The sequence below is a fragment of the Streptomyces sp. C10-9-1 genome, from assembly GCF_024497955.1.
Classification (GTDB): domain Bacteria; phylum Actinomycetota; class Actinomycetes; order Streptomycetales; family Streptomycetaceae; genus Streptomyces; species Streptomyces sanyensis.
In genome coordinates, this window is sequence record NZ_JANHKP010000018.1 from 79,492 (window position 1) to 102,438 (window position 22,947).

The following is a 22,947-nucleotide window of genomic DNA, read 5'->3' on the forward strand; positions in this document are numbered from 1 at the left end:
ACGGCAGTGATCATGGGTTGTGGCGATCTCCAGAATCCGTCAGCTGTGGGGCGCCGCTGCCTCCGCTGCGAGTGCGGCAGGGACGTGGGTGGAGGTGCGTTCCCCGGTCCGCCGGGCGAGACCGACACCTGTACTCGCACCGGGTGGACCGTCGGCCTTCAGCTACCGGTAGAACGGGACAGGGAGACCTCCTGGACGCGGCACAGCCGCTGTGTGTCTTCTTCCCCGGCAGCACACGTCGGGGAGGTTTCCTCGCCATGGCCGACCGCTGCACTGAACTCGTCGCCTTCACTGCCGAGTTGACCCACGGGGCGCCATACGCCGCTTCTCCAAGGCCCACGGCAAGAAGGAGTTCAGGTGAAGCCTCGCCCTCTACCTCCAGACACGGAGGTAGTCCACGGCGAAGGAGAAGGGAGTGCGGCCTTCGGGCGGGGGATGGTAGGCGCCAGCGCACACCGATAGGTTCAGGATGAGGTGCGCGGACCAGTTGTTGCCGACGCCGGTGTGGTCGGAGTAGATCCTGCGCCCGTTGAGGTACCAGTCGGAAGAGTGGGCCCCGAAGTGCACCCCGATCGTGATCCACCGCCCCGGGCCTATGCTCTCGGGGTCGCGGTAGTAGGTGCCAGCGGGTCTCACTCGGTTGGTGAGTTCGAGTAGGTCGAAGTTGTTCGGGTGATACTCGAACACATCGACTTCGCCGTTTCCGTCCTTCCACGTCCACAGCGCCGGCCATGCCCCATGGGCGTCGGGCAGGCGAACTCGCGTCTCTGCGTAGTCGCCTGGGCGGACCATGAAGTCCTCGTCGGTGTTTTCGGTCGTCAGCAGACCTGTTTCCCATGCCAACCGACCGTTCTCTAGAATCCGCCGAGAGGGCCTGGCTGTGAAAGTCGCGACGCCCGCATGCGTCGACACCGCGGATGGGCTCAGCCAATCGAGCTTGTTGTCCTTCGGGTTATGGTCGCCGTACTCGTACGCGCTCGTTCGGCTACCATTCCATCGCTTCCCCCATGAAATGCGACCGAATTCCTCTCCGAAGGCCAGTGATTTTCCTGCGCTCGGCGGAAGCCCTCCTTGTGTAGACGTGACGGAGAGCTTTACGTGCGGCAGGTTGTAGAATCGTCCGGCGATCTCGTAGAAGCCGAACATGACGTATTCACCGGGCTCAAAGCTTCGCCTTCCAGTGGTGATCGTCACGCCGTTTCGGCATATGCGGACGTTTTCTCTCGCGCCCGGGAAATCCAGGTTCCTTCCGCGTTGATCGCGGACCGCCACTCCCAGGCGTCGAACGGTGGTACATCGCGATGCCCGCACGGTGAGCGTGGCAGCGGTCGGACTCGCCGCCACCGCGCGAGACGGCGTGAGGCTAACCAGAGTTACCGCAGCATTCGGCGGAGCGGCCTCGGCGACGCCCACAGAGGGCAGGCCAAGTAAAGCCATGGATATTACGGAAAGTGCAGTCAATAGCAGACGCACAGAAGTCTCCCTTCGCTCGCGAAATTACGTCCCGTGACCTAACTCGGAGCATGGAAAGCCAGGCTGGCCGAAGCGATTCACAGGAGCAATGCGAAGCTAACCCGGTCTCCAGTCGCAGGCAACAGGGCGAGTGCTGAGCCGCCTCCGGGATAAAGTAATCGCCCCAAGAGAGTGAACGACACTGTCGCCTGCAATTTCAAAATGGCCGAATGGGGTAGAACCCATCCGCCATCCAGGCGTGCTGATTAACCGGAACGGCCGCGATTAGGCTTGCTGGAGCTTGAAACTACGGCTTGCGAAGTACTGCCGCTGAGTCGATTCCATTCTGAATAGTTGCAGGTCAGCAGGGGAACAGATTGGCCTGGACGATGGCGCTGACGTGTCGGGCGGAGCATCTGGCCCAGCGGAGTAACCGCCAGGAACCCAACAGGGTGCAGGCGTGCTCGGCGCACGCCCTCACTCGGCATGGTCGCGGTGGCACTGTCGGCAGTGCTCGGCTTGCTCGCGGTGGCGGACGTACGGTGGCACACCCCGACGGCCTGGTAGGTCGCGACCGGCCAAGGCGAAGGGTCTGCCGCACGAGCGGGTGACAGAGGCAGTGCCGGAGGCCGACCGCCCGCTTTCGACGCCGAGGCATACAAGCAGCGCTACTCAATCGAACGCTGTATCAACCGGCTCAAGGAATGGCGCGGCCTGGCCATGGGGACCGACAAGCTCGCCATCGCCTACCAGGCCGCACTCCACCTCGCCGCGACCCTCATCCGGGCACGGCGGTAGCCCGCTCAGCGATCGACCACCCACCGTGCGTCCGCAGGCCGAGAGCCCGTGCCAACGATGTGCTCCACGAGCTTGCATGCCTCACGGATGGGGACGGTGTCCTCATCCGGATACTCGTCGCCCTGCCCGTTGGAGAGGACGAACCCGTCGCTCGCCCCCGCAGTTCCGGGGTCCACGGCATGCTCGCCGGGATCACCCTCGCCTTCGAGCAGCACCACCATCGCTCGCTCGGCATTCGTCACGAAGGCCAGCAAACGTCCAGACGAACTGGTCAGCCACGTCTCAAGCCGCCCGCTGTCGATCCTCGACCGAAGAGCCTCCACCACCCCCGCCGACGATACGGGGACAGGGCTGTCGTCATTGATCACCCAAGACTCGATCACGAGCACGACGATCTCACGGACGGATCCGAGAGACAGTCCCCAGCGGCGCCGCTCCCGCACCCCGGGCGTCCCACCCGTGCGGATCGACCGCCCGGTCGGCCGCCGAAGGCGCCGCAGCTCCCCGGCTCCGCCGCCGGGACGGCCGGGAGCCGGGGGCCTCCCGGGCACCGGCTCCCGGTGGCCGCAGTGCCGGCGCCCTCCTGCGCGTGCGACGGTGGCGGCCGGGGGCGCCCGGTGCGGGAGCCCCGCATGCAGGCAGCGGTGACGACGCCTCAGCCCCGGGGCGTGCTCCCGGCCGCGCCGCGGGCGCGGCCCGCCGGAGGTCTGCGCGGGGCTGCCGACGGCCCTCCGGGGCACCGCGCGGGAGCGCGGTCGGGGCGGCCCGTCGCCGCCTCACCGGACCGGTCCGGGGTGCTCCCCCCGGTGCACACGGGCGGCGGCGCCCTGCCCGCACCGCCCCCGGCCGCCGCCTCCCCCACCGCCCGCCGGGGGTCCGGGCGCCGCGGAGGCGGAGGCCCGTCCGCCCGCGCCGCGGTCCCGTGCCGCGCCGGGGAAGTCGGCGGCCCCGTGTGTGCGGCGCGCCGCACACGCTTCCCCGGTGCACCGGTTACCCGTGCGTTCCGCACGGCGCAGTGGTGACAGCGGTGACTGTTCCGGCCCGTCCGCCCCGTGACACCGTTTCTCCTGTCACCGACCGGAAGGGAAACGGGCGGGAACCAGGGCCTTGCCGGAGTCTGAGACGCGGACCGCCACTTCTACGACGCACCGTCCGGAGAACCCGGGACCCGACGCCGGAGGCACTCCCGTGCACTCCGTTCTCCGCGCCGGTCGAAACCATTCGGCAGCGTCGACGACACCGTGCGCCCGCTGCGGCGGGTGATGCCGGGCGCGCACGGTCCACATGTTCCGAAGGCATAGTCCAATCTGCGGTCCTCGCGGTGGAGAGGGATGGGCATGACGAGCCAGGCAAGCGAAGTCGAACTCCAGGACCTGCTGGACCGGTCGCTGGACGCCACGGGGCAGGCCGTGCGGTGGACCGTGGACACGGACGCGATGTGGTGCCGTCTGACACCCGCCTCCGCGGCGCCGCCCGAGCAGGGCTGGAAGCTCCACGTGTCGGCCACGCCCGCTTCCGCTCCCGCGGTGCTGGCGCGTTGCCTGGAGGTGCTGCTGCCCCGGGAATCCATGTTCAAGTTCGCCCGGTCCCTGGAGCAGGTGAGCGCGCTCAACTCCCGTGCCACGCCGAGGGGCAACTCGGGCAAGTTCATCACCGTCTACCCCCGCTCGGACGCCGACGCGGCCGCGATCGCGCTGGAGCTCCACCGGGCCACGGCGGGACTCGCCGGCCCGCGGATCCTGTCCGACCAGCCGTACGCCGTGAACAGCCTGGTGCACTACCGCTACGGGGCGTTCGTCGGCCGTCAGCGGCTCTCCGAGTCGGGCCTGCTGGTGTGGTACATGGAGGACCCGGACGGCAACCCCGTGGAGGACGTCCGCACCGGCCGCTACTCGCCGCCGGCGTGGGCTGTGAGCCCGTTCCCGGCCTCCGTGCCCGCCCCGCCGGCCGCGGAGCGGGCCACGGCGGACCCGGTGCTGCTGGGCGGCCGCTTCTCGGTGCGGGAGGCGATCCGCCACACGAACAAGGGCGGCGTCTACCGGGGGACGGACGTCACCGCGGGCGTGCCGGTGGTCATCAAGGAGGCCCGGCCGCACGTGGAAGCCGACGCCTCCGGATCCGACGTGCGGGACTGGCTGCGCGTCGAGGCCCGGGTGCTGGAGTTCCTCGACGGCTCGGGGCTGGCGCCGCGGCTCCTGGCGATGTTCGAGCACGGCGGACACCTCTTCCTGGCCGAGGAGGAGATCGAGGGCGTCCCGCTGCGCAACTGGGTCGCCGAGCGCTTCCGCGACGTGGGCGGCGAGCGCTACCGCGCCGAAGCCCTGGCCATGGCGGGGCGTCTGGTGGACCTCCTCGCCGCGGCCCACGGCCTGGGCTGCGTCCTGCGGGACTTCACGCCCGGCAACATCATGGTCCGGCCCGACGGTGAACTGCGCCTCATCGACCTGGAGCTCGCCGTCCTCAAGGACGACGTCCCGCTTCCGACCACGGTGGGGACTCCCGGCTTCAGTGCCCCCGAGCGGCTGGCGGGCGCGCCGGTCTCGCCGACGGCCGACTACTACAGCCTGGGTGCCGCCGTGTGCTTCGTCCTCACGGGCAAGGTCCCCGGTCTGCAGGCCGAGGAGCCCGCGACCAGGACCGCGCACGAGCGGCTCGCCGGGTGGCTGGCCGCCTGCGACGACGTGCTGCGGCTGCCCGAGGGCCTGATCGAGATGATCCTCGGGCTGATGGCGGACGAACCCGCCGAGCGCTGGGACCCCGACCGGGCCGGCGCCGCCCTTCGCCGGGCGGCACGGGGACGTCCGGGCCGGGCCGCCGCGGTCCCGGCCGACCGGACCCCGCGGTCCGACGCGACGCAGGGCGCGGTGGCGGGGATGGTGGACCACCTCATCGACTCGATGACCCCGCAGGACGAACGCCGCCTGTGGCCGGTGTCCGTCAGAGCGGGGGAGACCGACCCCTGCACGGTGCAGCAGGGTGCCGCCGGTGTCCTCGCGGTCCTGACCCGGTACTTCGAGTTGACCGGCGACCAGCGCCTGCCGGAGGTGCTCTCCACCGCGGGGCACTGGATGGCGGCGCGGACGGACACCCGCTCCACACGGGCCGGCCTGCACTTCGGCGGCCGGGGAACCGCGTGGGCGCTGTACGAAGCCGGCCGTGTCCTCGACGACCGCGTGCTCGTCGAGCATGCGACGGCCCTGGCCCTGGCCCCCCAGGAACCGGCGCCCCACCACGACATCACCCACGGCCGGGCGGGGAGCGGACTGGCCGCCGCCCACCTCTGGCACCGCACGGGGGACCAGCGTTTCGCCGAACGCGTCGTCGAGGCGGCCGACGCGCTGGTCGCCGCCGCGACACCCGAGCCGTCCGGCGTCAGCTGGCCCGCGCCTCCCGAGGTGGTCACCGGGAGCGTCGGTGAACGCTACCTCGGCTTCGCCCACGGGACGGCCGGCATCGGATGCTTCCTGCTCGCCGCTTCCGCCGTCACGGGCCGTCAGGAGCACCGGGACCTGGCCCTGGCGGCGGGAGACGCGCTGGCCGCCGCCGCGCTGACGGTCGGCGGGGCGGCGCAGTGGCCCTCCCGAGCCGGTGACGTGCCCACCGCCCCGTACTGGTGCCACGGTTCGGCAGGAATCGGCTCCTTCCTGCTCCGGCTGTGGCAGGCCACCGGCGACGATCGGTACGGCGAGCTCGCCCGGGGTGCGACCAGGGCCGTCGTGGAGCGTGCCTCCCGGGCCCCCCTCGCCCAGTGCCACGGACTCGCGGGCAACGGCGACTTCCTCCTCGACATGGCCGCCGCCACGGGGGACGCCGCCCACGGCGCGTCGGCCGAGGCCCTGGCCCGCCTCATCACCGCCGAACAGATCCACCGCGACGGCCACGTCGTCTTCCCCAACGAGTACGGGGACGTCTCGACGGGCTGGAGCGACGGGTCCGCAGGAATCCTCGCGTTCCTCCTGCGGACCCGCCACACGGACTCCCGGCTCTGGATGATCCAGCAGCCGGGCTGACAGGGACCCCCTGTCGACACCACGAAGAGAAGGAGATAGTCATGGAGAACCGCGACCTCGAACTGCTGGCTCACCTGCACGCCCTTCCGGAGACCGACCCGATCGGCGCCGACGGAGCCGCGTTCGCCGACACGTGTGCCTGCGTCGGCCTGCTCACGCTCCTCAACACCGTCTGCGTGGGCATCAGCTGCGCCTGACCAGGCCGCAGCCCGCGCGGATCCGATCCCACCCGGCGGCCCCGCCGACCGCTCCGCTGTTGACGAGGCACTGAACGCCGGGCACCCGTAGGCCGGCAACACCCCGTGCACCCGCATCGCCAGCCGATCAGGGCAGCACGAGGGAGCCGGCCGGCCTCCGGCCGGTGGCCGCCCCCGTGGCAGCCACCGGCCGGAGCATCGTGCCCCCGCCCTGGCGGGGGCACGAAAGCACCCGCCCCCGAGCACCACACCGCCCCTCCGACGTACCGCACGCCCAAGTCCGTGGACGCCACCCAGCAGACGAGGACCTGAGTGACCATGCAGCCCCACGCCGGTGCCGATGCCCCCGAACGGGCGCCCCTCCCGACCTCCGCCACGGCCCCGGAGGGTGCGCGGCCCGAAGCGCGGGGGCCGTACGCCATCAGCACCCGCGGCCTGGTCAAGAGCTACCCCGGCCCGGACGGCGGCGTCACTCCCGCCGTGCACGGCCTGGACCTCGACGTGCACCAGGGCGAGACCTTCGCGTTCCTCGGCCCCAACGGCGCGGGGAAGTCCACCACGATCTCCCTCCTGTGCGCCCTGGCCCGCCCCACCGCCGGAACGGCCACGGTGGCAGGCGTCGACGTCCTCACCCACCCGGGCCAGGTCCGCCGCCAGGTCGGCATGCTCTTCCAGCACAGCGCACTCGACATGGAGCTGACGGTGCAGCAGAACCTGCGCGTCCACGCCCGGCTCTACGGCATGAGCCGCCGCGACGCCCACCGGCGCACCACCGAGACCCTCGACGCCATCGGCCTCGGCGACCGGCGGCGGGCCCCGGTCCGCACCCTCTCCGGCGGCATGCGCCGCCGCCTCGAACTCGCCCGCGGCCTCCTCCACGAGCCGCGGGTCCTCTTCCTCGACGAGCCCACCACCGGGCTCGACCCCCACGCGCGCGCCCAGGTCTGGGACTACCTGCGCCAGTTGCGCGAGCGGCAGGGGACCACCCTCTTCATCACCACCCACTACCTGGACGAGGCCGAGAACTGCGACCGCCTCGCCATCATCGACGGCGGGCGCCTGGTCGCGCAGGGTCCGCCCGCCGCCCTCAAGGCCGCCATCGGCAACGACCGGGTGGTCCTGCGCACCCACGACGACCCTGCCGCCGACCGCGTCGTGCGCCGCGCCGCCCCGCCGGGCACCCTTACCACCCCCGGCCCGGACGGGATCAGCCTGCGCCTGCCCGACGGCAGTTCCTGGATCCCCCGCCTGTGCGCGGCTCTCGCCGCGGAGGGCATCCCCGTCCGGGCCGCCTCCGCGACCCCGCCGACCCTCGACGACGTCTTCTTCCACCACACCGGCCGCAGCATCCACACCGCGGGACCCAAGGCGGCGGGTGAGGGCCTGTGACCGCCCCCGCCGTCACCGCGCCGGGAAACCCCGACGGCCACGCCGGCCCGCATCCGGCACCCCCGAGCCGCCTGAGGCGGGAACTGCGCGCGGTCCACGCCCTGGTCCACCGCGACCTGCTGCGCCTGTCCCTGCAGCGCACCCACACCGCGCTGATGCTGATCCAGCCGGTGCTCTACCTCTTCATCCTCGGAGGCGGTCTGGCCGCCCTGATCCCCACCGCCGCGCTCGGTGTGGGCTACCAGCTGTACCTCTTCCCCGGCATGCTGATGATGACCGTCCAGAGCCCCGCCATCATGGTGGGCATCCGCCTCATCACCGACAAGCAGACCGGGTACCTGCGGGAACTCCTGATGGCCCCGGTCAGCCGCGCGACCCTGCTCCTGGGCAACTGCGCGGGCGGCACCGTGGTCGCCACCGTCCAGGGCGCCGTCCTGCTCGCCCTGGCCGGCGCGGTCGGCCTGCCCTACGACCCGCTGCTGCTGGCCCTGCTCCTCACCGGCATGATCCTGGCCTCCTTCACCATCACCGCCCTGGCGCTCGCCCTGGCCGTCAGCCTCGGCCGCGCCGAGCTCTTCCACATGCTCCTCGGCCTGGTGATGATGCCGCTGCTCTTCCTCTCCGGCGGCTTCTTCCCCCTCGACAACCTCCCCGACTGGGCACGCGGACTGGCCGCCCTGAACCCCCTCGCCTACGGCGTGGACCTGCTGCGACGCTCCATCAGCCTGAGCGTGCCCCACGAGGCGACCACGGTCGGCATCGAGTGGTTCGGCCACCAGCCCCCGCTCCTGTTGGAAGCCGGGGTCCTCCTCACCGCGGGCGTCCTCGCCCTGCTGTACGCCACCCGGCGCTTCAGCCGCCCCGAGTGACCCCGACCGCGCGGGTCGCGGCCGCCCGGGCGGGCGGCCGCGAGCCGCGCGTCGAGCCGCACCGCCACAGATGGTGGACGGGGGCGTCGAGCGGTACGGGCCGGTGTGAGCCCGGTCGGGGCAGTGGGACGACCCGGAAGGTCCGAGCCGCTGCCGCTTGCGGACCCCCGCCGAAGGCCCGAGCGTGCCGCCTGTTCCTCGGTTCCGGGCTTCCCCGGTTCGGTTCCCGCGGTGATCCGGCACGTCGGCGCGCGAGAGGCGTCCGTCCGGTGCCGGACCACGAGTGGGTGGCCATGACGTCGACCGAGCTGACGGCGTGTCCGCGGTTCCAGCGGCCGGTCAGCGCGCGAGCCGCATGCGGCAGCCGCCCCGCCCTCCTGGACCGGCCGTGGCAGCGGACCACCCGCCGTCCGCGCACCCGCAGCGCCGCCCGCCGGACTGACGCCCGGAACCGAGGTCGGGAACCGTGGTCGGGAGCCGGCCGGTCGGGAACCGCGTGGGCTGCCACCGGGCGCCAGGGCTGGCACGACCCGCTCCACCCGGGCTGCGACGCCCGCCCGTGGAGCGGTCGGCAGGGCCGGTGCTCGCGGCGGTGGCGGCTGCGAGGCGCGCCGGGCGGACGCCTTCGGCATATCCGGGCCTGAGCCTCCTGCGGGACGGGGGCGCCCGGCGCGCCTCGCGGCCCGGCCGCGGTGGCCTGACGGGCGTCGGCGGGTGCGGGGGCCGCAAGGACGCCTGCTGACGCCAGGACCGGTGAGGTCTCCGGGCGGACCGGCGCCACCCGACGCCCTCACCCGTCGACACCGCCACCCGGATCCCACGTCGGTGCCGGTGGTGCGTGCCCGCCCCACGGTGACCTCTCCCGTGCGCCCGAGCCTTCCCGGGCTCCGCGTGGGAGACCGGGGCCGTGGGGCGAGCCGGTGCGGCGAAGGGCTGCCGAGGCGGCGGGACGGGCCCTCGCGCCGAGTCGCGGGATCGGGTCGCCGCGCGGCCCGCATGTGCTCGCGACCGGCGCTCACCCCGCATGCCGGGACTCGCCCCCGTGCCGGGAGGGAGGAGTCCTGGTCCGGCCACCGCACCCGGGGCCGGAAGACCCCGCTCGCCGGGCGCGCGAAGGGCGGGTTGGGCGGGGGCGGTCGAGCCGGTGGAACGGCCCCGTGGAGCGGGCGCGGGCGGGGCGCGGGAGCCGTCCGCGCCCCGGGCGGGCGGGTGTCACGCCCAGCCGGCGTCGCGGACGATCCGTATGGCGTCCATCCGGTTGCGGGCGCCCACCTTGCGTATCGCGCTGGCCATGTAGTTGCGCACGGTGCCCCGCGACAGGTGCAGCAGCGCCGCGATCTCGTCCATCGGCGCGCCCTGGCCCGCGAGCGTGACGACCCTCAGCTCCCGGTGGGTGAGCGGCGGGGCGGTGGCGTCCAGCAGCGCGAAGGCCAGGGAGGCGTCGAGATGGCGCTCCCCCTTGGCGACCGCGTGCACGGCCGTGATCAGATGCCGCCGGGAGGCGTTCTTGTCGACCAGGCCGAGGGCTCCGGCGTCCAGGGCCCGGCGCAGCAGGCCGGGCTGCTCGGGTGTGGCCAGGACGACGAGCCCCGGCTCCCGCCCCCCGGGACCGCCCTGTGCACCGGGGACCGCCTCGCACTGGTTGCAGGAGGCCATGCAGTCCCCGTCCACCACGCGGACGTCCACGGACGGGTCACCGGAGCCGGCGGCCGGGTGGTGGCCCGTCCGCCGCAGGCAGTCGGAGGGCGTCGTGGAGGTCACCTCCAGCGCCGGGTCGGTACGCAGCAGTTCCACCAGAGCCGAGCGGAGCAGCCCCGCATCGTGCACGACCAGCACCCGGACCATCCTCAACCCCCTGAGTCGCCGGCGACAGCGCCGGGCACGCCGCAGGCATGTGCCCACTCCTCCCAATTGCCCCACTCCACACGGTCGCAACACCGCGCGCGGGGGCACAGGGGGGCGCATTGCGGGCCCGTTGACCTGCCGGGACCATCCGAAGTGCGCAAAATCGACGGTGTGCCGGACCGCCCCGCACCGGGCGCTCCGGCCCGGTGCCGCACGTGCCCACGTCACACGCGGGCGAGGGCGCCGAGGAGGTGCCGGGGCCCGACCGCGGCTCCCCGGATCTGACCGATACCCCACGCGCGGCCGCCGGGCGCATCGAGGCGCCCGGGGCAGGCACGGTCCGGCGGCCGCGCGGGCCCGCCCCGCCCGTGTCCGGCGCAGCGGCGTGGAGCGCACCCGGCCGGGCGCTCCGGCACCCGACCCGCCCCGGCCGCGCCCGACCGGGCGAGGCTGCGCGGCGACCGGGTGCGGGTCCGCGGCGACCGGGTCGTGCGGGCCGGGCCGGAGTGGTTCGTCCACAGCGCCGTGGAGCCGCGCGGGCCGGTCGGGCAGGCCGGGTTCGGGGAGGTGGAGGTGGTCGGCGGCTTCGACGGCCGCCCCGGCGACGAGCACGCCGAGCGGCTGGTGGTGCGGGCGGTCCGCGGGGCCCGAGGGCCGGCGGCGCGCGGGGGCCGCCCCCTTCCCGCAAGCTGCCCCGGGGAGATCACTCCCGCTGCTACCATCGCCGCAGGCCGAGCAGTGTCGTCCCCGCGCCCGCGGAGGTGGTTTCCGGTGGTCCGCCGAACCACCGGGCGGACCGCACGGAGGAGATCCATGGCATCCGCCGAAGAGGGGCGGCAGCAGCCGGACGCGGTCGGCGTCCTCAACGCCAGGCGCACCCTCCTGCAACTCCTGGGCAGGGCCGGGGTCGGCCCCGGCGACGCGGAGGAGCTGATCGGCCTCGTCGAGGCCGGGGCCGTCTCCCTGGCGCACCGCGAGCTCGCCGGAGCGCAGCGCGGCGCCCCGGCAGGTAAGGAGACGCTCTACCGGGCGGGCTGGCTCGACGGTGTCCAGGCGGCGACGGCGGACCTCGGCGAACTCGCGGAGCGGGCGGTGCGCGCGGCCCTGGTCCACGACGCCGCGGACGCCCCCGCCGGGGAGCGGCCCCCGGTGCGCCGGATGGAGGTGGAGCGGGCGAGGGTGGCGGCCACCCCGCTGTACCTGTCGTTCACCACGGTCTCGGACTTCGACCCCGAGGTGTCGGAGCAGGTGCTCACGGCCGTCCTCGCCACCATGGGAGCCCGGGAGCGGGCCGGGTACGCGGGGCGGCTGGCGGGCTTCGCGGCGGAGCACCGGGAGCAGCTGGAGCGGTTGTTCGCCCGCTACGGGCCGGGCAGCGGCATCGCCATCCACGGCCGCTACTCGCTGGTCCACTCCCCCACCAGCATCGCCGTCCTGGAGCGGCTCGCGGCCGCCCCGGGGGAACTCTGGGAGGCATGGGACGCGGGCGAGCTGCCCCCGGCCTGGCTGGAGGGGCTCACGGCAGCCTGGGGCACCGGCTCCTGACGGGCCCTGCGCCGCCCGGGTGAGCTTGCCGCCCCGGGCCCCGGCGCTGCGCCCCCGGCCGCGGCCCGGGCCCTACGGTCGTGCCATGTCGGGTGAGGGCCGTGGTGCGGAGCTGTGGAGGGCGGTCGTGGAGCGGCTGCGCCGTCTGATCGTCCTGCCGCTGGTGGCGTCGTTGCTGACGGCCTGCGGCTCGGGGGGTTCCGGCGGTCCGCCGACGCTGAACTGGTACAACTTCCCCGACGACTCCGGCGCCCTGGCCGAGGCGGCGCAGAACTGCACGCGCGGCTCCGGCGGCCGCTACCGGATCGCATACAACAAGCTGCCGCGCACGGCCGACGGGCAGCGCCAGCAGCTGGTGCGCCGGCTGGCGGCCGAGGACCGGTCGATCGACATCATGGGCCTGGACGTCACCTGGACCCCGGAGTTCGCCGAGGCAGGCTGGATCCTGCCGTGGAGCGGCGAGGACCGGACGAGGGCCGAGGAGGGCACCCTGAAGGTGCCGCTGCGGACCGGCACCTGGAACGACCGCCTCTACGCGGTCCCGTACAACACCAACACGCAGCTGCTGTGGTACCGCAGCGACCTCGTGGCGGATCCGCCGGAGACCTGGTCCGCGATGCTGGACGAGGCACGGCGCCTCGCCGGGGAGGGCAAACCCCACTACGTCGAGATCCAGGGCGCCCAGTACGAGGGGCTGACCGTCTGGTTCAACACCCTGGTGGCGAGCGCCGGGGGGTCCGTCCTCAACGCCGAAGCCACCGCCCCCTCCCTCGGCCCGCCGGCCGTCCGGGCCGCCGGCATCATGCGGGACCTGGCGCGCTCCCCGGCGGCCGACCCCTCGCTGCCGAACCAGATGGAGGATCAGAACCGGCTCGCGATGGAGGCGGGCACGGCGGCCTTCGAGCTGAACTACCCCTTCGTGTACCCGGCGATGCAGGCCAACAACCCGGAGCTGTTCGAGCACTTCCGCTGGGCGCCCTACCCCCGGGTGGACGCCTCCCGGCCCGCCCGGCCCACCATCGGCGGCATCGACCTCGCCGTGGGCGCCTACTCCCGGCACCCGGACCTCGCCTTCGAGGCCGCACTCTGCCTGCGCAACAAGGAGAACCAGATCAACGCCGCGGTGAAGGGCGGTCTGCCGCCGACCCTGCGCGAGCTCTACTTCGACGAGGAGTTCGTGAAGAGCTATCCGTTCGCGGACGCCATCTTCCGGTCCCTGGAGAACGCCAGTGTCCGGCCCCAGACGCCCGCGTACCAGAACGTGTCCATCGTCATCTCGCACACGCTCTCCCCGCCCTCGGCGATCGACCCCGAGAGCTCCGTCGAGACCATGTCCACCCAGATCCAGGATGCCCTCGAGTCGAAGGGGCTGGTCCCGTGAGACGGACGGGTACGGAAGAGGGCGCCCGGGCCGCTGCGGCGGGCGCGAAGGCCCCCGCCGAGGCGGGACGCCTGTCGGAGGGCGCGCGGCAGGAGCGGCGGCTGGGCTGGCTGCTGTGCGCGCCCGCGGTCCTGGTGATGGTCGCGGTCACCGCCTATCCGATCGGCTACGCGGTCTACCTCTCGCTCCAGCGCTACGACCTCCGCTTCCCGGACCAGGCCGAGTTCGTGGGCCTGAGCAACTACGGCGCGGTGCTCTCCTCCCCGTTCTGGTGGGAGGCGTTCTGGGTCACCCTGTTCATCACCGTGGTCTCGGTCACCGTCGAGCTGGTGCTCGGCATGGCGCTGGCGCTGGTGATGCACCGCACCATCGTGGGCCGCGGGACGGTGCGCACCGCCATCCTGGTGCCGTACGGCATCGTCACGGTCGTCGCGGCCTTCTCCTGGCAGTACGCCTGGACCCCCGACACGGGCTATCTCGCCGCGCTGCTGCCGGAGGGGGACGCGCCGCTGACGGAGCAGTGGCCCGCCCTCGGGCTGATCATCCTGGCGGAGGTGTGGAAGACGACCCCGTTCATGGCGCTGCTGCTGCTGGCCGGGCTCGCCCTGGTGCCGGAGGAGACGCTGCGTGCCGCGATGGTCGACGGAGCCGGTGCCTGGCAGCGGTTCTGGCGGGTCACCCTGCCGCTGATGAAGCCGGCGATCCTGGTGGCGCTGCTGTTCCGCACCCTCGACGCCTTCCGGGTCTTCGACTCGATCTTCATCCTGACCGCGGGCGCGCACGGGACCGGCTCGGTGTCGATCCTCGGCTACGACAACCTGTTCACCGCGCTGAACCTGGGAATCGGGTCGGCGATCTCGGTGCTCGTCTTCGTCTGCGTCGCGGTGATCGCCTTCGTCTTCGTCAGACTCTTCGGGGCGGCTGCCCCCGGATCAGAGCAGGGGGGCCGCTGATGGCCGGCGCAGGAAAGCGGCACCTCACCCGGTGGACCGTCGTCAACGTCCTCGTCGTGGCGTACGCGCTGTTCCCCGTGTGGTGGATCGTGTCCCTGTCCTTCAAGGACCCCTCCACGCTGACCGACGGGAACTTCATCCCGACCAAGTGGACCTGGGAGAACTACCGGGGGATCTTCCAGACCTCGGAGTTCACCCGGGCGCTGGTCAACTCGATCGGCATCGCGCTGATCGCGACGTTCATCGCGGTCGTCCTCGGCACCATGGCGGCCTACGCGGTGGCCCGGCTGCGCTTCCCCGGGAAGCGGCTGCTGATCGGGCTGTCCCTGCTGATCGCGATGTTCCCGCCGATCTCGCTGGTCTCCCCGCTGTTCAACATCGAACGGGTGCTCGGGATCTTCGACACCTGGCCGGGGCTGATCCTGCCCTACATGACCTTCTCGCTCCCGCTGGCCATCTACACGCTGTCGGCCTTCTTCCGGGAGATCCCCTGGGACCTGGAGAAGGCCGCGAAGGTCGACGGGGCGACGCCCGCGCAGGCGTTCCGCCTGGTGATCGCGCCGCTCGCCGCGCCCGGGGTGTTCACGACGGCGATCCTGGTGTTCATCTTCTGCTGGAACGACTTCCTGTTCGCGATCTCGCTGACCTCGACGGAGGCGGCGCGCACGGTGCCGGCGGCGATCGCGTTCTTCACCGGCAGCAGCCAGTTCCAGCAGCCGACCGGCTCGATCGCCGCAGCCGCCACCGTCATCACCGTGCCGATCATCGTCTTCGTCCTGCTGTTCCAGCGCCGGATCGTCGCCGGACTGACCTCCGGAGCCGTCAAGGGCTGACCGGCCCACGGTCCGGCCGACGCCCCGCCCCCAGCCGCCCGCGACACCCCCCTCTGCAAGGAGCACCCACTGTGGCCGAGATCGTTCTCGAGGGCATCACGAAGAGGTACCCCGACGGCGCCCTGGCCGTGAAGGACGTCGACCTCACCGTGGCGGACGGGGAGTTCGTCATCCTCGTGGGGCCCTCCGGGTGCGGCAAGTCCACCACCCTCAACATGATCGCGGGCCTGGAGGACATCACCGAGGGGACGCTGCGCATCGGGGGCGAGGTGGTCAACGACCGTTCGCCCAAGGACCGCGACATCGCCATGGTCTTCCAGAGCTACGCCCTGTACCCGCACATGAGCGTGCGCGAGAACATGGGGTTCGCCCTGCGGCTGGCCAGGACCGACAAGGAGACCGTGAAGCGCAAGGTCGAGGAGGCGGCGCGGATCCTGGACCTGACCGACCACCTCGACCGCAAGCCCGCCAACCTCTCCGGCGGCCAGCGCCAGCGGGTCGCCATGGGCCGGGCGATCGTGCGCAGCCCCAAGGCGTTCCTGATGGACGAGCCGCTGTCCAACCTCGACGCCAAGCTGCGGGTGCAGATGCGCACCCAGATCTCCCGCCTCCAGCAGCGGCTCGGCACGACGACCGTGTACGTGACGCACGACCAGACGGAGGCCATGACGCTCGGGGACCGGGTGGTGGTGATGCGCGGCGGGGTGGTCCAGCAGGTCGGCACTCCGCAGCACCTCTACGACCAGCCGCACAACCTGTTCGTGGCGGGCTTCATCGGCTCCCCCGCGATGAACTTCCTGCACGCCGTGCTGGAGGAGGGCGTCCTGCGGACCGCGGTGGGCGACCTGCCCCTGGCGCCGGAGGTGCTGCGGCGCCTGGAGGAGCAGGACGCGCCGCGCGACCTGATCGTGGGGCTGCGTCCGGAGGCGTTCGAGGACGCCGCGCTGGTGGACCCGGACCGGGAGGGGGCCCGCTTCACGGCCACCGTGGACGTGGTCGAGTCGCTCGGCTCGGACGTCTTCGCGCACTTCACCGAGGAGGGCTGGGAGCCGGCGGTCTCCGCCGAACTGGCCGAGCTGGCGGCGGACTCGGGGGTCGCGGAGTCGGGGGGCGACGGGCACCAGATCGTGACCCGTCTCAGTACGGCGACGGGGGTGCGCGAGGGCCGCGAGGCCGAGCTGTACGTGGACACCTCGGGCATGCACGTCTTCGATCCGGCGACCGGCGCGAACCTCACCCGTCACGGGGAGTGAGGCGGCGGATCACCGGACGTACGCGGCTCTTCGGGTCCCCGGGGGGCCCGGGGCGGCCGCAGGGAGAAGACCACGGCCGGCGCGCCCGTGGCGACGGCGGCGACCGCGCCGGTGCGGGCGTCGCTCCACACCCGCACGCCGGGCGCCTGCCCTCCTGCCTTGAGGAGGGCCTCGAAGCGGACCCAGGCGCGCAGCCTGCCGGCGTCCCCGGGGCCCGCCGCCCGCAGTTCGGCCTCGGTCAGCAGCCGGCGCAGCGTCCGGGCGGACGCCGGGCGGCGGACGGCCGGCTCGACGTCGACCCCCGTGGGTCCGGGCCCCGCCGCGGCGGCGACCACCCCGTCCGCGTGGCTGAGGCTGACCCCGAGGCCCGGGTGGCCGGGCAGGTAGGGGCGGCCGTGGCCGAGCTTTCCGCAGTCGGGGCAGCGCTGGGCGAGTTCCGTGTCCCCGGGCGGGCGCCCGGTCAGGCGGGAGACGCACAGCCGGAGCAGGAGCCGGGAGGCCAGCACGTCGTCCCGGCGCGCCGGCAGGCGGATCGCGGCCAGGCGGCGGGCCTCCCAGGGGGCGAGCAGGTCCTCGCTCAGGCCGGGGAGGGCCAGCACCTCCCGGGTGGCGCCCACCCCGGCGAGGGCGGGGCCGGGCGCCGCCGCCACGGTCCGGTTCAGCCGGCGGCGCTGAGGAAGCGCTCCCGGACGCGGGCGAGGGTGCGGAAGTCGTCGATGGTGGCCTCCTGGAGGTCGATGGAGGTGCCGGAGATCTCCTCCAGGAGGTCGACGAACTCCAGGAAGTCCATGGAGTCGATGAGCCGGGCCTCGACGAGGTCCTCGTCGGCGTCGATCGGCCCGTCGAGTCCGGGGTTCTTCTCGTGGAGCCAGGCGGCGACACGGTCCATGGTGCGGTTCCACTCCTCGTGGTGCGGTGGGGTCGGTCAGGCGGGCCGGGCGGCTGCCCGGAGCCGGTCGAGTGCCCGCTCGGCGGAGCCGTGGGCGAGGATCATGGCGTGCACCCAGCGTTCGACGCCGAAGGCCACGCAGGCGCTGTAGGCGGGGCCGTGGGAGCCCGCGCGGATGCCCAGGCGCTCCCCGAAGAAGTTGCGGTGGCGGTTGACGGAGGCGATCGCGGTGCCGTCGGGGGCGCTGAACTCGTGCTTGACGGGGTCGAGGGCCATCAGGCGGGCCCGGGAGCCGCCCCGGTCGTAGAAGGGGTCGTCGGCGGTGGCGCGGGTCAGGTCCAGCCCGAGCCGTCCGGCGGTCTCCCGGACGAACGCCGCTCCCTGCTCCAGGTGCTCCAGGGCGCCCTCCTTGGTGCCGAGGTAGAGCACCTCGCGCATGTGGAAGCCCCACAGGCGGCGCAGCCCGTCGTAGTGGGTCTCGTTGCGGAAGCAGCGGCCGGTGGCGGAGAGCCGCAGTCCGTCCTCGCCGACGTCCCGGTCCTCCAGGGACAGCAGCAGTCCGTAGCAGGTGGCCGAGGGGAGCAGATGGCCGGTGGGCCTCAGGGGCAGCCCGGCGGGGGGCTCGCCGCCCGCCAGGCCGTCCAGCGACTCGGGGGCGAACGTCCCGGCTCCGACGCCGAGATGGGGGAAGTTGCGGAAGTAGTCGAGCCGGGCGAGGCCCTCGGCGGCGAGCAGCGGGGGGCCGGTCACCTCGGGGGCACCGTGCCGTGCGGCGAGTCCGGCGAGGAGGTCGTCGAGGCCCCGGAGCAGGGCGGTGTGCACCGGGTCCAGGGTGACCAGTCCCGCGCCGGGGTTCTTCAGGCCGCCGTCGGGCAGGGCCGTGGCGCTGGTTGTGCTCATGAAACCGTTCCCTCTCGGCGTGTGCGGTCGGTCGGGGCGTCGGTCGTACGGGCGCACCCGGCCTCCGCACCGGCGTCGGCGACGCGGTGGCATGCCCGGTACCGCCCGTGGTCGCCGTCGACCGGCGCGCAGCACAGGGCCGCGGCCGGCCGTCCTGCCGTGCTCGGGCCGGGGGCGGATCCGGGGCTGCGCATGGGGACAGTAGGCGAGCCGCAGGGTGGTTGTCTAGACCAAAAGGAAACGTCAACACCCTTACAGGGAAGCGGAATCAGACCCACCGCGGAACCGCGAAACGGCACTTGACATCCCTGTTGGTCTACACCAATTCTGTTCCCGGTCCCCGCGTTTCCTTCACGGCCGCCGGGGGCCCCGCCGTCCCCTCCCCGCCACCCGACGCCGCCGCCCGGCGTCCCCCCCGCAGAACCGACCCGCCGCCCCACCGCCTGGAGGGACCCCTTGACGACGCCCCCCGCCCCCCGCCGCGCACGCCTCCACCGGGCGGCCAGCGACCGCGCGTACCTCAGCGCGGACGGCGAGTCCTACCTCGCCCAGACCACGCTGCGGGAGCTCAGGAAGGAACGGCCCCTGAGGGTGCTGTCCGAGGAGGACTTCGCCCACTGGCAGACCTACGGCTACGTCGTCGTCCGCGAGGCGATCCCCGCCGAGGCGGCGCGCCGCCTGCTCGACTTCACCTGGGACTTCCAGGGTCTCGACCCCGACCGCCCGGACGGCTGGTACGAGGACCGCCCCTTCCGGTCCCAGCTGGACCGGCAGCTGCACGTCTACGGCTTCGTCGAGGCCTACCACCACCAGCTGCTGTGGGACAGCCGCCAGGCCCAGCGCGTCTACGACGCCTTCGTCGACGTCTGGGACTGCGAGGAGCTGTGGGTCACCCTGGACCGGCTGAACCTCAACCCGCCCAACACCGGCAACCGCGACCGGGCACTCATCGAGCCCACCGAGCGCGGCTTCGACATCGAACTGCACTGGGACATCGACACCACGCTGGGCGTGCCTCCCCAGCGGGTCCAGGGAATCATCGCCCTCAACGACACCGCCCCCGAGACCGGCGGGTTCCAGTGCTGCCCCGAGCTCTTCCGCGGCTTCGAGCGCTGGCGCGCCGCCCAGAGCGCCGACCGCGACCCGATCAGGCCCGACGTGGACCGCTCCCGGTTCCCCGTCGTCCGCCCCGACCTGGGCCCGGGCGACCTGCTGATCTGGAACGGGCTGCTCGCCCACGGGGTCGCCCGCAACACCTCCCGCAACGGGGTCCGCGCGGTGCAGTACCTGTCGATGATGCCCGCGCTGGAGGAGCACGAGAAGCTGCGCAGGTCCCGCGTGGAGTCCTGGCGCCATCTGCGCACCCCGCGGTGGAACCGCACCCTCGTGGGCGACATGGTGCGCCACGAGTCCCTGCGCTACCCGACGGCCGAGCTCACCCCGCTCGGCGAACGGCTGCTCGGCCTGGCCTCCTGGCACGGCACGGAGGCCCGGGACACCGCGGACGGCCGGAACGGGGAGCCGGTGTGCACCGCGTCTGCCTGACCCTGCCGACCGACCGGGAGTGCACTGCGGCGATCACCGCCATGGCGGCCGAGGCCGCCTACGGGGCACGGGAGTTCGGGGCAGAGGTGCATCTGCTGGTGCTGGACTCGTCCGCACCGCCGGTGCGCGCCGCGCACCGGCGGGCCGTCGACGCGCTGCCGCAGTCGCCCGGGGTGGTGGTGCACCACCTCGACGAGGACGCCCAGCGGGCCTTCCTGCGACGGGTGATCGCCGCCTCCGGCGCCCCCGCGCCGGAGCGGCTGCTCCCCCTGATGCTGCCCACCGGGGTGAGCTACGGCGCCTGCACCAACCGGGCCTTCCTCCTCGCCGAGGCCCTCGGTTGCGCCTCGGTGCACCGCAGGGACTCCGACAGCCGCTACCAGCACCTCCACGGCGAGCCCGTGTACCCGATCCACCACGAGCTCGCCACGCTGGGGCGCCCGGCCGCCGAGGTCACGGGCCGGGTCGACCGCACGCGGCTCGACCCCGCCTGCGCCGGGCGGCCGGTGGCCCTGGCCGGCGGGTCCTTCATCGGCGAGCTGTCCGTGGACGTGGCCGAGATCGCACGCCTGGACCCGGAGGTCTACCACGAGGTCGTGGGCCTGTCGGTGCCCGCGGACTGTCCTCCGCCCTGGCGCCGCAACCTGGTCGAGGAGGCGTTCCGGGGCGCCGGGACCGAGCCGTTCACCGCCGACCGCACCACCCTGACCCTCGTCAGCCCCACACGGGTCGACATGTGCAACATCGCCCTCTCCCGGGAGGTGTACGGCGCCGTGCCGCTGCCGCCCGCGACGGACACCATCGGCAGCGACTACTTCCTCCTGCACCTCGTCCGCAGCGCCCGGCTGCCGGGTGTCCTGCACAACCGGCACATCGTCAACTTCCACACCCCGGAACGGCGCTCCGACGCCGGGTTCCTCGCCTACCAGGAGCGCTTCGCCAAGTTCCTGCTCGCCTCGGGCCCCATGGGCGAGGTCCACGCGCGGATGGCGGCGGCCGGGGACGCGCTGCTCGACCCTGCCGGACGCGTGCGCACCGGCGCCGTCGCGCGCCTGGTCCGGGAGGCCGCCCGCAGCGGTCCCGACGGCAACGCCGCCCGGCTGGACGTCCTCGACCGCTGCTACCGCTCCCTGGGGGGCCGGTACACCGCGGCGGCCGAGCGGTTCGCCGCCCGCAGGGACGGCCTGCTCGCCGAGGTGCGCGCGGACATGGCGGACTTCGCCCTGCTCCTGGACGCCTGGCCGCTGCTGGCCGCGCACGCGAAAGGAACCGCAGTGACCCTCCCCGAGCCCCCCTCCCACGGGACCGCAGCACCGGCGGCCCTGCTGTGAGCGCCCCGCCGCCGCGCGGTACCGCCCCCGCGCCCGGCACCGCACCCACCCGGCGGACCGCGACCTGCGCCTACCACGGCGGCGGTGCCCGCCGGGGCCCCGTCACCATGGGCCAGGCGAACATGATCCGCTGCATCCTGCGGGACGAGCCGGACGCCATCAACATCCACGACGTCTGGCCGGTGCCCGAGGGTGCCTCCGAGGACGCCGTCCTCGACGCGCTGCGCGCCCTCGCCGTGAGGCACGAGGCGCTGCGGACCACCTTCCCGCACGAACCCGGGACCGTGCCGGGCGAGCAGGTCGTGGCCGGCGCGGGGCGGTTCACCGTCACCGTGCTGGAGCACGGCGAACTCCCCGCCCCCGCCGCCGAGTACGCCGAGTCGGTGGCCCGTGACGCCCGGTCGGAGCGCTTCCGGCTGGAGAGCGACTTCCCCTTGCGCCCCGTCCTGCTCACCCACGCCGGGCGGCCCGTGTTCCTGGCCCTGGCGGCCAGCCACGCCCTGACGGACGGCAGCGCACTCGGCATCCTGCGCGAGGAGTGGCTGACCCTGCTGTCCGGCGGGACACTGCCCGAGGCCACCGCGCTCACCCCGCTCGACCTGGCCGCCGAGGAGGCGAGCCCGGCCGGGCGGCGCAGGTCGGCGGACGCGCTGCGGCACTGGGAGCGGATCCTGCGCACGGGGCCGCAGGCCGTGTTCGCCGAACCCGGCGCGGTGGGCACCGAGATCTCCGCACAGGGCCTGACCCTGCGCTCCGCCCGAGGCGCCCGGGCGCTGGCCGGCGCCGCCCGGCGCACCCGGGCACTGCCCAACACGGTGCTGCTGACGGCCTGGTGCCTGCTGACCGCCCACCGGGCCGGCCAGCAGGAGTGCGTCACCGCCGTACCGACCTCCAACCGCTTCCGGCCCGCCCTCGCCCGCTCGGTGAGCACCCTCTCCCAGGACGCGCTGCTCGCCCTCGACGTGCGCAAGCCGTCCTTCGACGCGGTCCTCGCCGCCGCCTGGGGAGCGGCCCTGAACGCCTACCGGCACAGCCGCTTCGACGCGCTCGCCCTGTGGGACATGATCCGCCGGGTCACCGGCGAACGGGGCAGCCACTTCGCGCGGGACGTGGTCCTCAACGACATCAGCGCCCTGCCCGCGACGCTCGCCGGGGCCGCGGCACCCGACGGGGACACCCCGGAACTCGAACTGGTCCGGGGGCCGGAGCAGGCGCTGCCGACGCGGCTGCTCGGCTTCGTCTACGAGACGGACCCGGTGCTGCGCCTCGCCCTGTGGGCCGACCCGGCGCTCTTCCCGGGGCGTGCCGCGGAGGACTTCGCGACCGGCCTGGTGCGGCTGCTGGAGGCGGCGGCCGAGGGCGACGTGCCGCTGGCGGACCTCACCGAGGTCACCGGTGTGCGTCCGGTCGAGCGCGGTCCGGGGTGGACGCGGGTGGACGGCTGCTGGGTCGAACCGGAGGCGGTGGCCCGGACGCTGAGCGCGGCTCTCGGGGGGCTCCCCGTCGAGGTCGAGGTCACCGGGGCGTGCGAGGCGGAGGACGCCGCCCCCGCTGCGCCGCTCCTCACGGCGCGCATCGCCTGCGAGGACGGCGGCCTGACGCCCGCCCGGGCCCATGCGGCGCTGATGGCCGCCCTGCCGGGCCGCCCCGGGGTGCTCGCCCCGCACCGCTACGTGATCGTGCAGGGCCCACCGCAGCAGCCCGCCTCGGCGGGGCCGATTCTCAGGGAAGGAACCGGCCGCGACCGGGAGATGTGA

The 22,947-nt window shown here is 73.5% G+C and carries 18 protein-coding genes and 1 pseudogene; 13 read left to right on the forward strand and 6 right to left on the reverse strand.

Annotation, left to right across the window (positions count from 1 at the left end; genetic code table 11):
- Positions 1 to 372 precede the first annotated feature (372 nt).
- Complete coding sequence (locus tag NPS70_RS24105) at positions 373 to 1,194, reverse strand: beta-glucanase (RefSeq protein WP_256526489.1); 822 nt, start codon at positions 1,192 to 1,194, stop codon at positions 373 to 375.
- Positions 1,195 to 2,064: 870 nt separating this feature from the next.
- Here NPS70_RS24105 and NPS70_RS24110 point away from each other — a divergent pair.
- Positions 2,065 to 2,250 (forward strand): annotated as a pseudogene (locus tag NPS70_RS24110) (IS5/IS1182 family transposase); the annotation flags it as partial.
- 5 nt (positions 2,251 to 2,255) lie between these two features.
- On the opposite strand, the gene NPS70_RS24115 reads toward NPS70_RS24110, so the two are convergent.
- Positions 2,256 to 2,639 (reverse strand): hypothetical protein, encoded by a 384-nt coding sequence (locus tag NPS70_RS24115; protein ID WP_256526490.1) that lies wholly within the window; start codon positions 2,637 to 2,639, stop codon positions 2,256 to 2,258.
- 948 nt (positions 2,640 to 3,587) lie between these two features.
- Between NPS70_RS24115 and lanL the strand changes: the two genes are divergently transcribed.
- The 4 genes from lanL to NPS70_RS24135 all read left to right on the forward strand — a co-directional run bounded on the left by lanL (position 3,588) and on the right by NPS70_RS24135 (position 8,715).
- Positions 3,588 to 6,260, forward strand: a complete 2,673-nt coding sequence (gene lanL / locus NPS70_RS24120; protein WP_256526491.1) for a class IV lanthionine synthetase LanL — start codon at positions 3,588 to 3,590, stop codon at positions 6,258 to 6,260.
- Positions 6,261 to 6,301: 41 nt separating this feature from the next.
- Positions 6,302 to 6,457, forward strand: a complete 156-nt coding sequence (locus tag NPS70_RS24125) for a VenA family class IV lanthipeptide (RefSeq protein ID WP_164877874.1) — start codon at positions 6,302 to 6,304, stop codon at positions 6,455 to 6,457.
- A 318-nt stretch (positions 6,458 to 6,775) separates the two neighbouring features.
- The gene (locus NPS70_RS24130) at positions 6,776 to 7,846 is read left to right on the forward strand and encodes an ATP-binding cassette domain-containing protein (protein ID WP_256526492.1); all 1,071 of its coding nucleotides are present in this window, start codon (positions 6,776 to 6,778) and stop codon (positions 7,844 to 7,846) included.
- Positions 7,843 to 8,715 carry an ABC transporter permease gene (locus tag NPS70_RS24135; protein ID WP_374212052.1) on the forward strand — a complete coding sequence of 291 codons (873 nt, stop codon included), beginning with the start codon at positions 7,843 to 7,845 and terminating at the stop codon, positions 8,713 to 8,715. The genes NPS70_RS24130 and NPS70_RS24135 overlap by 4 nt, the downstream gene beginning before the upstream one ends.
- 1,212 nt (positions 8,716 to 9,927) lie before the next feature.
- On the opposite strand, the gene NPS70_RS24140 is transcribed toward NPS70_RS24135, so the two are convergent.
- Positions 9,928 to 10,560 (reverse strand): response regulator transcription factor, encoded by a 633-nt coding sequence (locus NPS70_RS24140; protein WP_256526493.1) that lies wholly within the window; start codon positions 10,558 to 10,560, stop codon positions 9,928 to 9,930.
- Positions 10,561 to 11,373: 813 nt separating this feature from the next.
- Here NPS70_RS24140 and NPS70_RS24145 point away from each other — a divergent pair.
- The 5 genes from NPS70_RS24145 to NPS70_RS24165 all read left to right on the forward strand — a co-directional run bounded on the left by NPS70_RS24145 (position 11,374) and on the right by NPS70_RS24165 (position 16,525).
- On the forward strand, positions 11,374 to 12,105 hold the full coding sequence (locus NPS70_RS24145; RefSeq protein ID WP_256526494.1) for a hypothetical protein: 732 nt from the start codon (positions 11,374 to 11,376) through the stop codon (positions 12,103 to 12,105).
- An 85-nt stretch (positions 12,106 to 12,190) separates the two neighbouring features.
- Positions 12,191 to 13,486: an ABC transporter substrate-binding protein gene (locus NPS70_RS24150; RefSeq protein ID WP_256526495.1), complete on the forward strand. Its 1,296-nt coding sequence runs from the start codon at positions 12,191 to 12,193 to the stop codon at positions 13,484 to 13,486.
- 71 nt (positions 13,487 to 13,557) lie between these two features.
- Complete coding sequence (locus tag NPS70_RS24155) at positions 13,558 to 14,439, forward strand: carbohydrate ABC transporter permease (RefSeq protein ID WP_256526547.1); 882 nt, start codon at positions 13,558 to 13,560, stop codon at positions 14,437 to 14,439.
- Complete coding sequence (locus tag NPS70_RS24160) at positions 14,439 to 15,272, forward strand: carbohydrate ABC transporter permease (RefSeq protein ID WP_256526496.1); 834 nt, start codon at positions 14,439 to 14,441, stop codon at positions 15,270 to 15,272. The genes NPS70_RS24155 and NPS70_RS24160 overlap by 1 nt, the downstream gene beginning before the upstream one ends.
- Positions 15,273 to 15,343: 71 nt before the next feature.
- Positions 15,344 to 16,525: a sn-glycerol-3-phosphate ABC transporter ATP-binding protein UgpC gene (locus tag NPS70_RS24165; protein WP_256526497.1), complete on the forward strand. Its 1,182-nt coding sequence runs from the start codon at positions 15,344 to 15,346 to the stop codon at positions 16,523 to 16,525.
- Here the strand turns inward: NPS70_RS24165 and NPS70_RS24170 are convergent.
- From NPS70_RS24170 to NPS70_RS24180, 3 genes are read right to left on the reverse strand one after another with little or no spacing between them, the layout of a single operon-like run.
- Positions 16,513 to 17,175, reverse strand: coding sequence for a 4-phosphopantetheinyl transferase (locus tag NPS70_RS24170; protein ID WP_256526498.1), 663 nt, complete (start codon positions 17,173 to 17,175; stop codon positions 16,513 to 16,515). The two genes, NPS70_RS24165 and NPS70_RS24170, sit on opposite strands and share 13 nt — an antisense overlap.
- Positions 17,176 to 17,183: 8 nt before the next feature.
- Complete coding sequence (locus NPS70_RS24175) at positions 17,184 to 17,414, reverse strand: acyl carrier protein (protein ID WP_256526499.1); 231 nt, start codon at positions 17,412 to 17,414, stop codon at positions 17,184 to 17,186.
- A 36-nt stretch (positions 17,415 to 17,450) separates the two neighbouring features.
- Positions 17,451 to 18,314 carry a hypothetical protein gene (locus NPS70_RS24180; protein ID WP_256526500.1) on the reverse strand — a complete coding sequence of 288 codons (864 nt, stop codon included), beginning with the start codon at positions 18,312 to 18,314 and terminating at the stop codon, positions 17,451 to 17,453.
- 456 nt (positions 18,315 to 18,770) lie between these two features.
- Between NPS70_RS24180 and NPS70_RS24185 the strand changes: the two genes are divergently transcribed.
- Genes NPS70_RS24185 through NPS70_RS24195 form a run of 3 tightly spaced genes read left to right on the forward strand, consistent with a single transcriptional unit; the run spans position 18,771 to position 22,947 of the window.
- Complete coding sequence (locus NPS70_RS24185) at positions 18,771 to 19,859, forward strand: phytanoyl-CoA dioxygenase family protein (protein WP_256526501.1); 1,089 nt, start codon at positions 18,771 to 18,773, stop codon at positions 19,857 to 19,859.
- Positions 19,841 to 21,190 (forward strand): DUF6271 family protein, encoded by a 1,350-nt coding sequence (locus tag NPS70_RS24190; RefSeq protein WP_256526502.1) that lies wholly within the window; start codon positions 19,841 to 19,843, stop codon positions 21,188 to 21,190. Before NPS70_RS24185 ends, NPS70_RS24190 begins: the two co-directional genes overlap by 19 nt.
- Complete coding sequence (locus NPS70_RS24195) at positions 21,187 to 22,947, forward strand: condensation domain-containing protein (protein WP_256526503.1); 1,761 nt, start codon at positions 21,187 to 21,189, stop codon at positions 22,945 to 22,947. Before NPS70_RS24190 ends, NPS70_RS24195 begins: the two co-directional genes overlap by 4 nt.

Excerpts from the sequence above, each read along its gene's own strand:
- lanL (WP_256526491.1), top strand. The coding sequence starts at position 3,588 with ATGACGAGCCAGGCAAGCGAAGTCGAACTCCAGGACCTGCTGGACCGG.
- NPS70_RS24125 (WP_164877874.1), top strand. The coding sequence starts at position 6,302 with ATGGAGAACCGCGACCTCGAACTGCTGGCTCACCTGCACGCCCTTCCG.
- NPS70_RS24130 (WP_256526492.1), top strand. The coding sequence starts at position 6,776 with ATGCAGCCCCACGCCGGTGCCGATGCCCCCGAACGGGCGCCCCTCCCG.
- NPS70_RS24140 (WP_256526493.1), bottom strand. The coding sequence starts at position 10,560 with ATGGTCCGGGTGCTGGTCGTGCACGATGCGGGGCTGCTCCGCTCGGCT.
- NPS70_RS24145 (WP_256526494.1), top strand. The coding sequence starts at position 11,374 with ATGGCATCCGCCGAAGAGGGGCGGCAGCAGCCGGACGCGGTCGGCGTC.
- NPS70_RS24150 (WP_256526495.1), top strand. The coding sequence starts at position 12,191 with ATGTCGGGTGAGGGCCGTGGTGCGGAGCTGTGGAGGGCGGTCGTGGAG.
- NPS70_RS24160 (WP_256526496.1), top strand. The coding sequence starts at position 14,439 with ATGGCCGGCGCAGGAAAGCGGCACCTCACCCGGTGGACCGTCGTCAAC.
- NPS70_RS24175 (WP_256526499.1), bottom strand. The coding sequence starts at position 17,414 with ATGGACCGTGTCGCCGCCTGGCTCCACGAGAAGAACCCCGGACTCGAC.
- NPS70_RS24180 (WP_256526500.1), bottom strand. The coding sequence starts at position 18,314 with ATGAGCACAACCAGCGCCACGGCCCTGCCCGACGGCGGCCTGAAGAAC.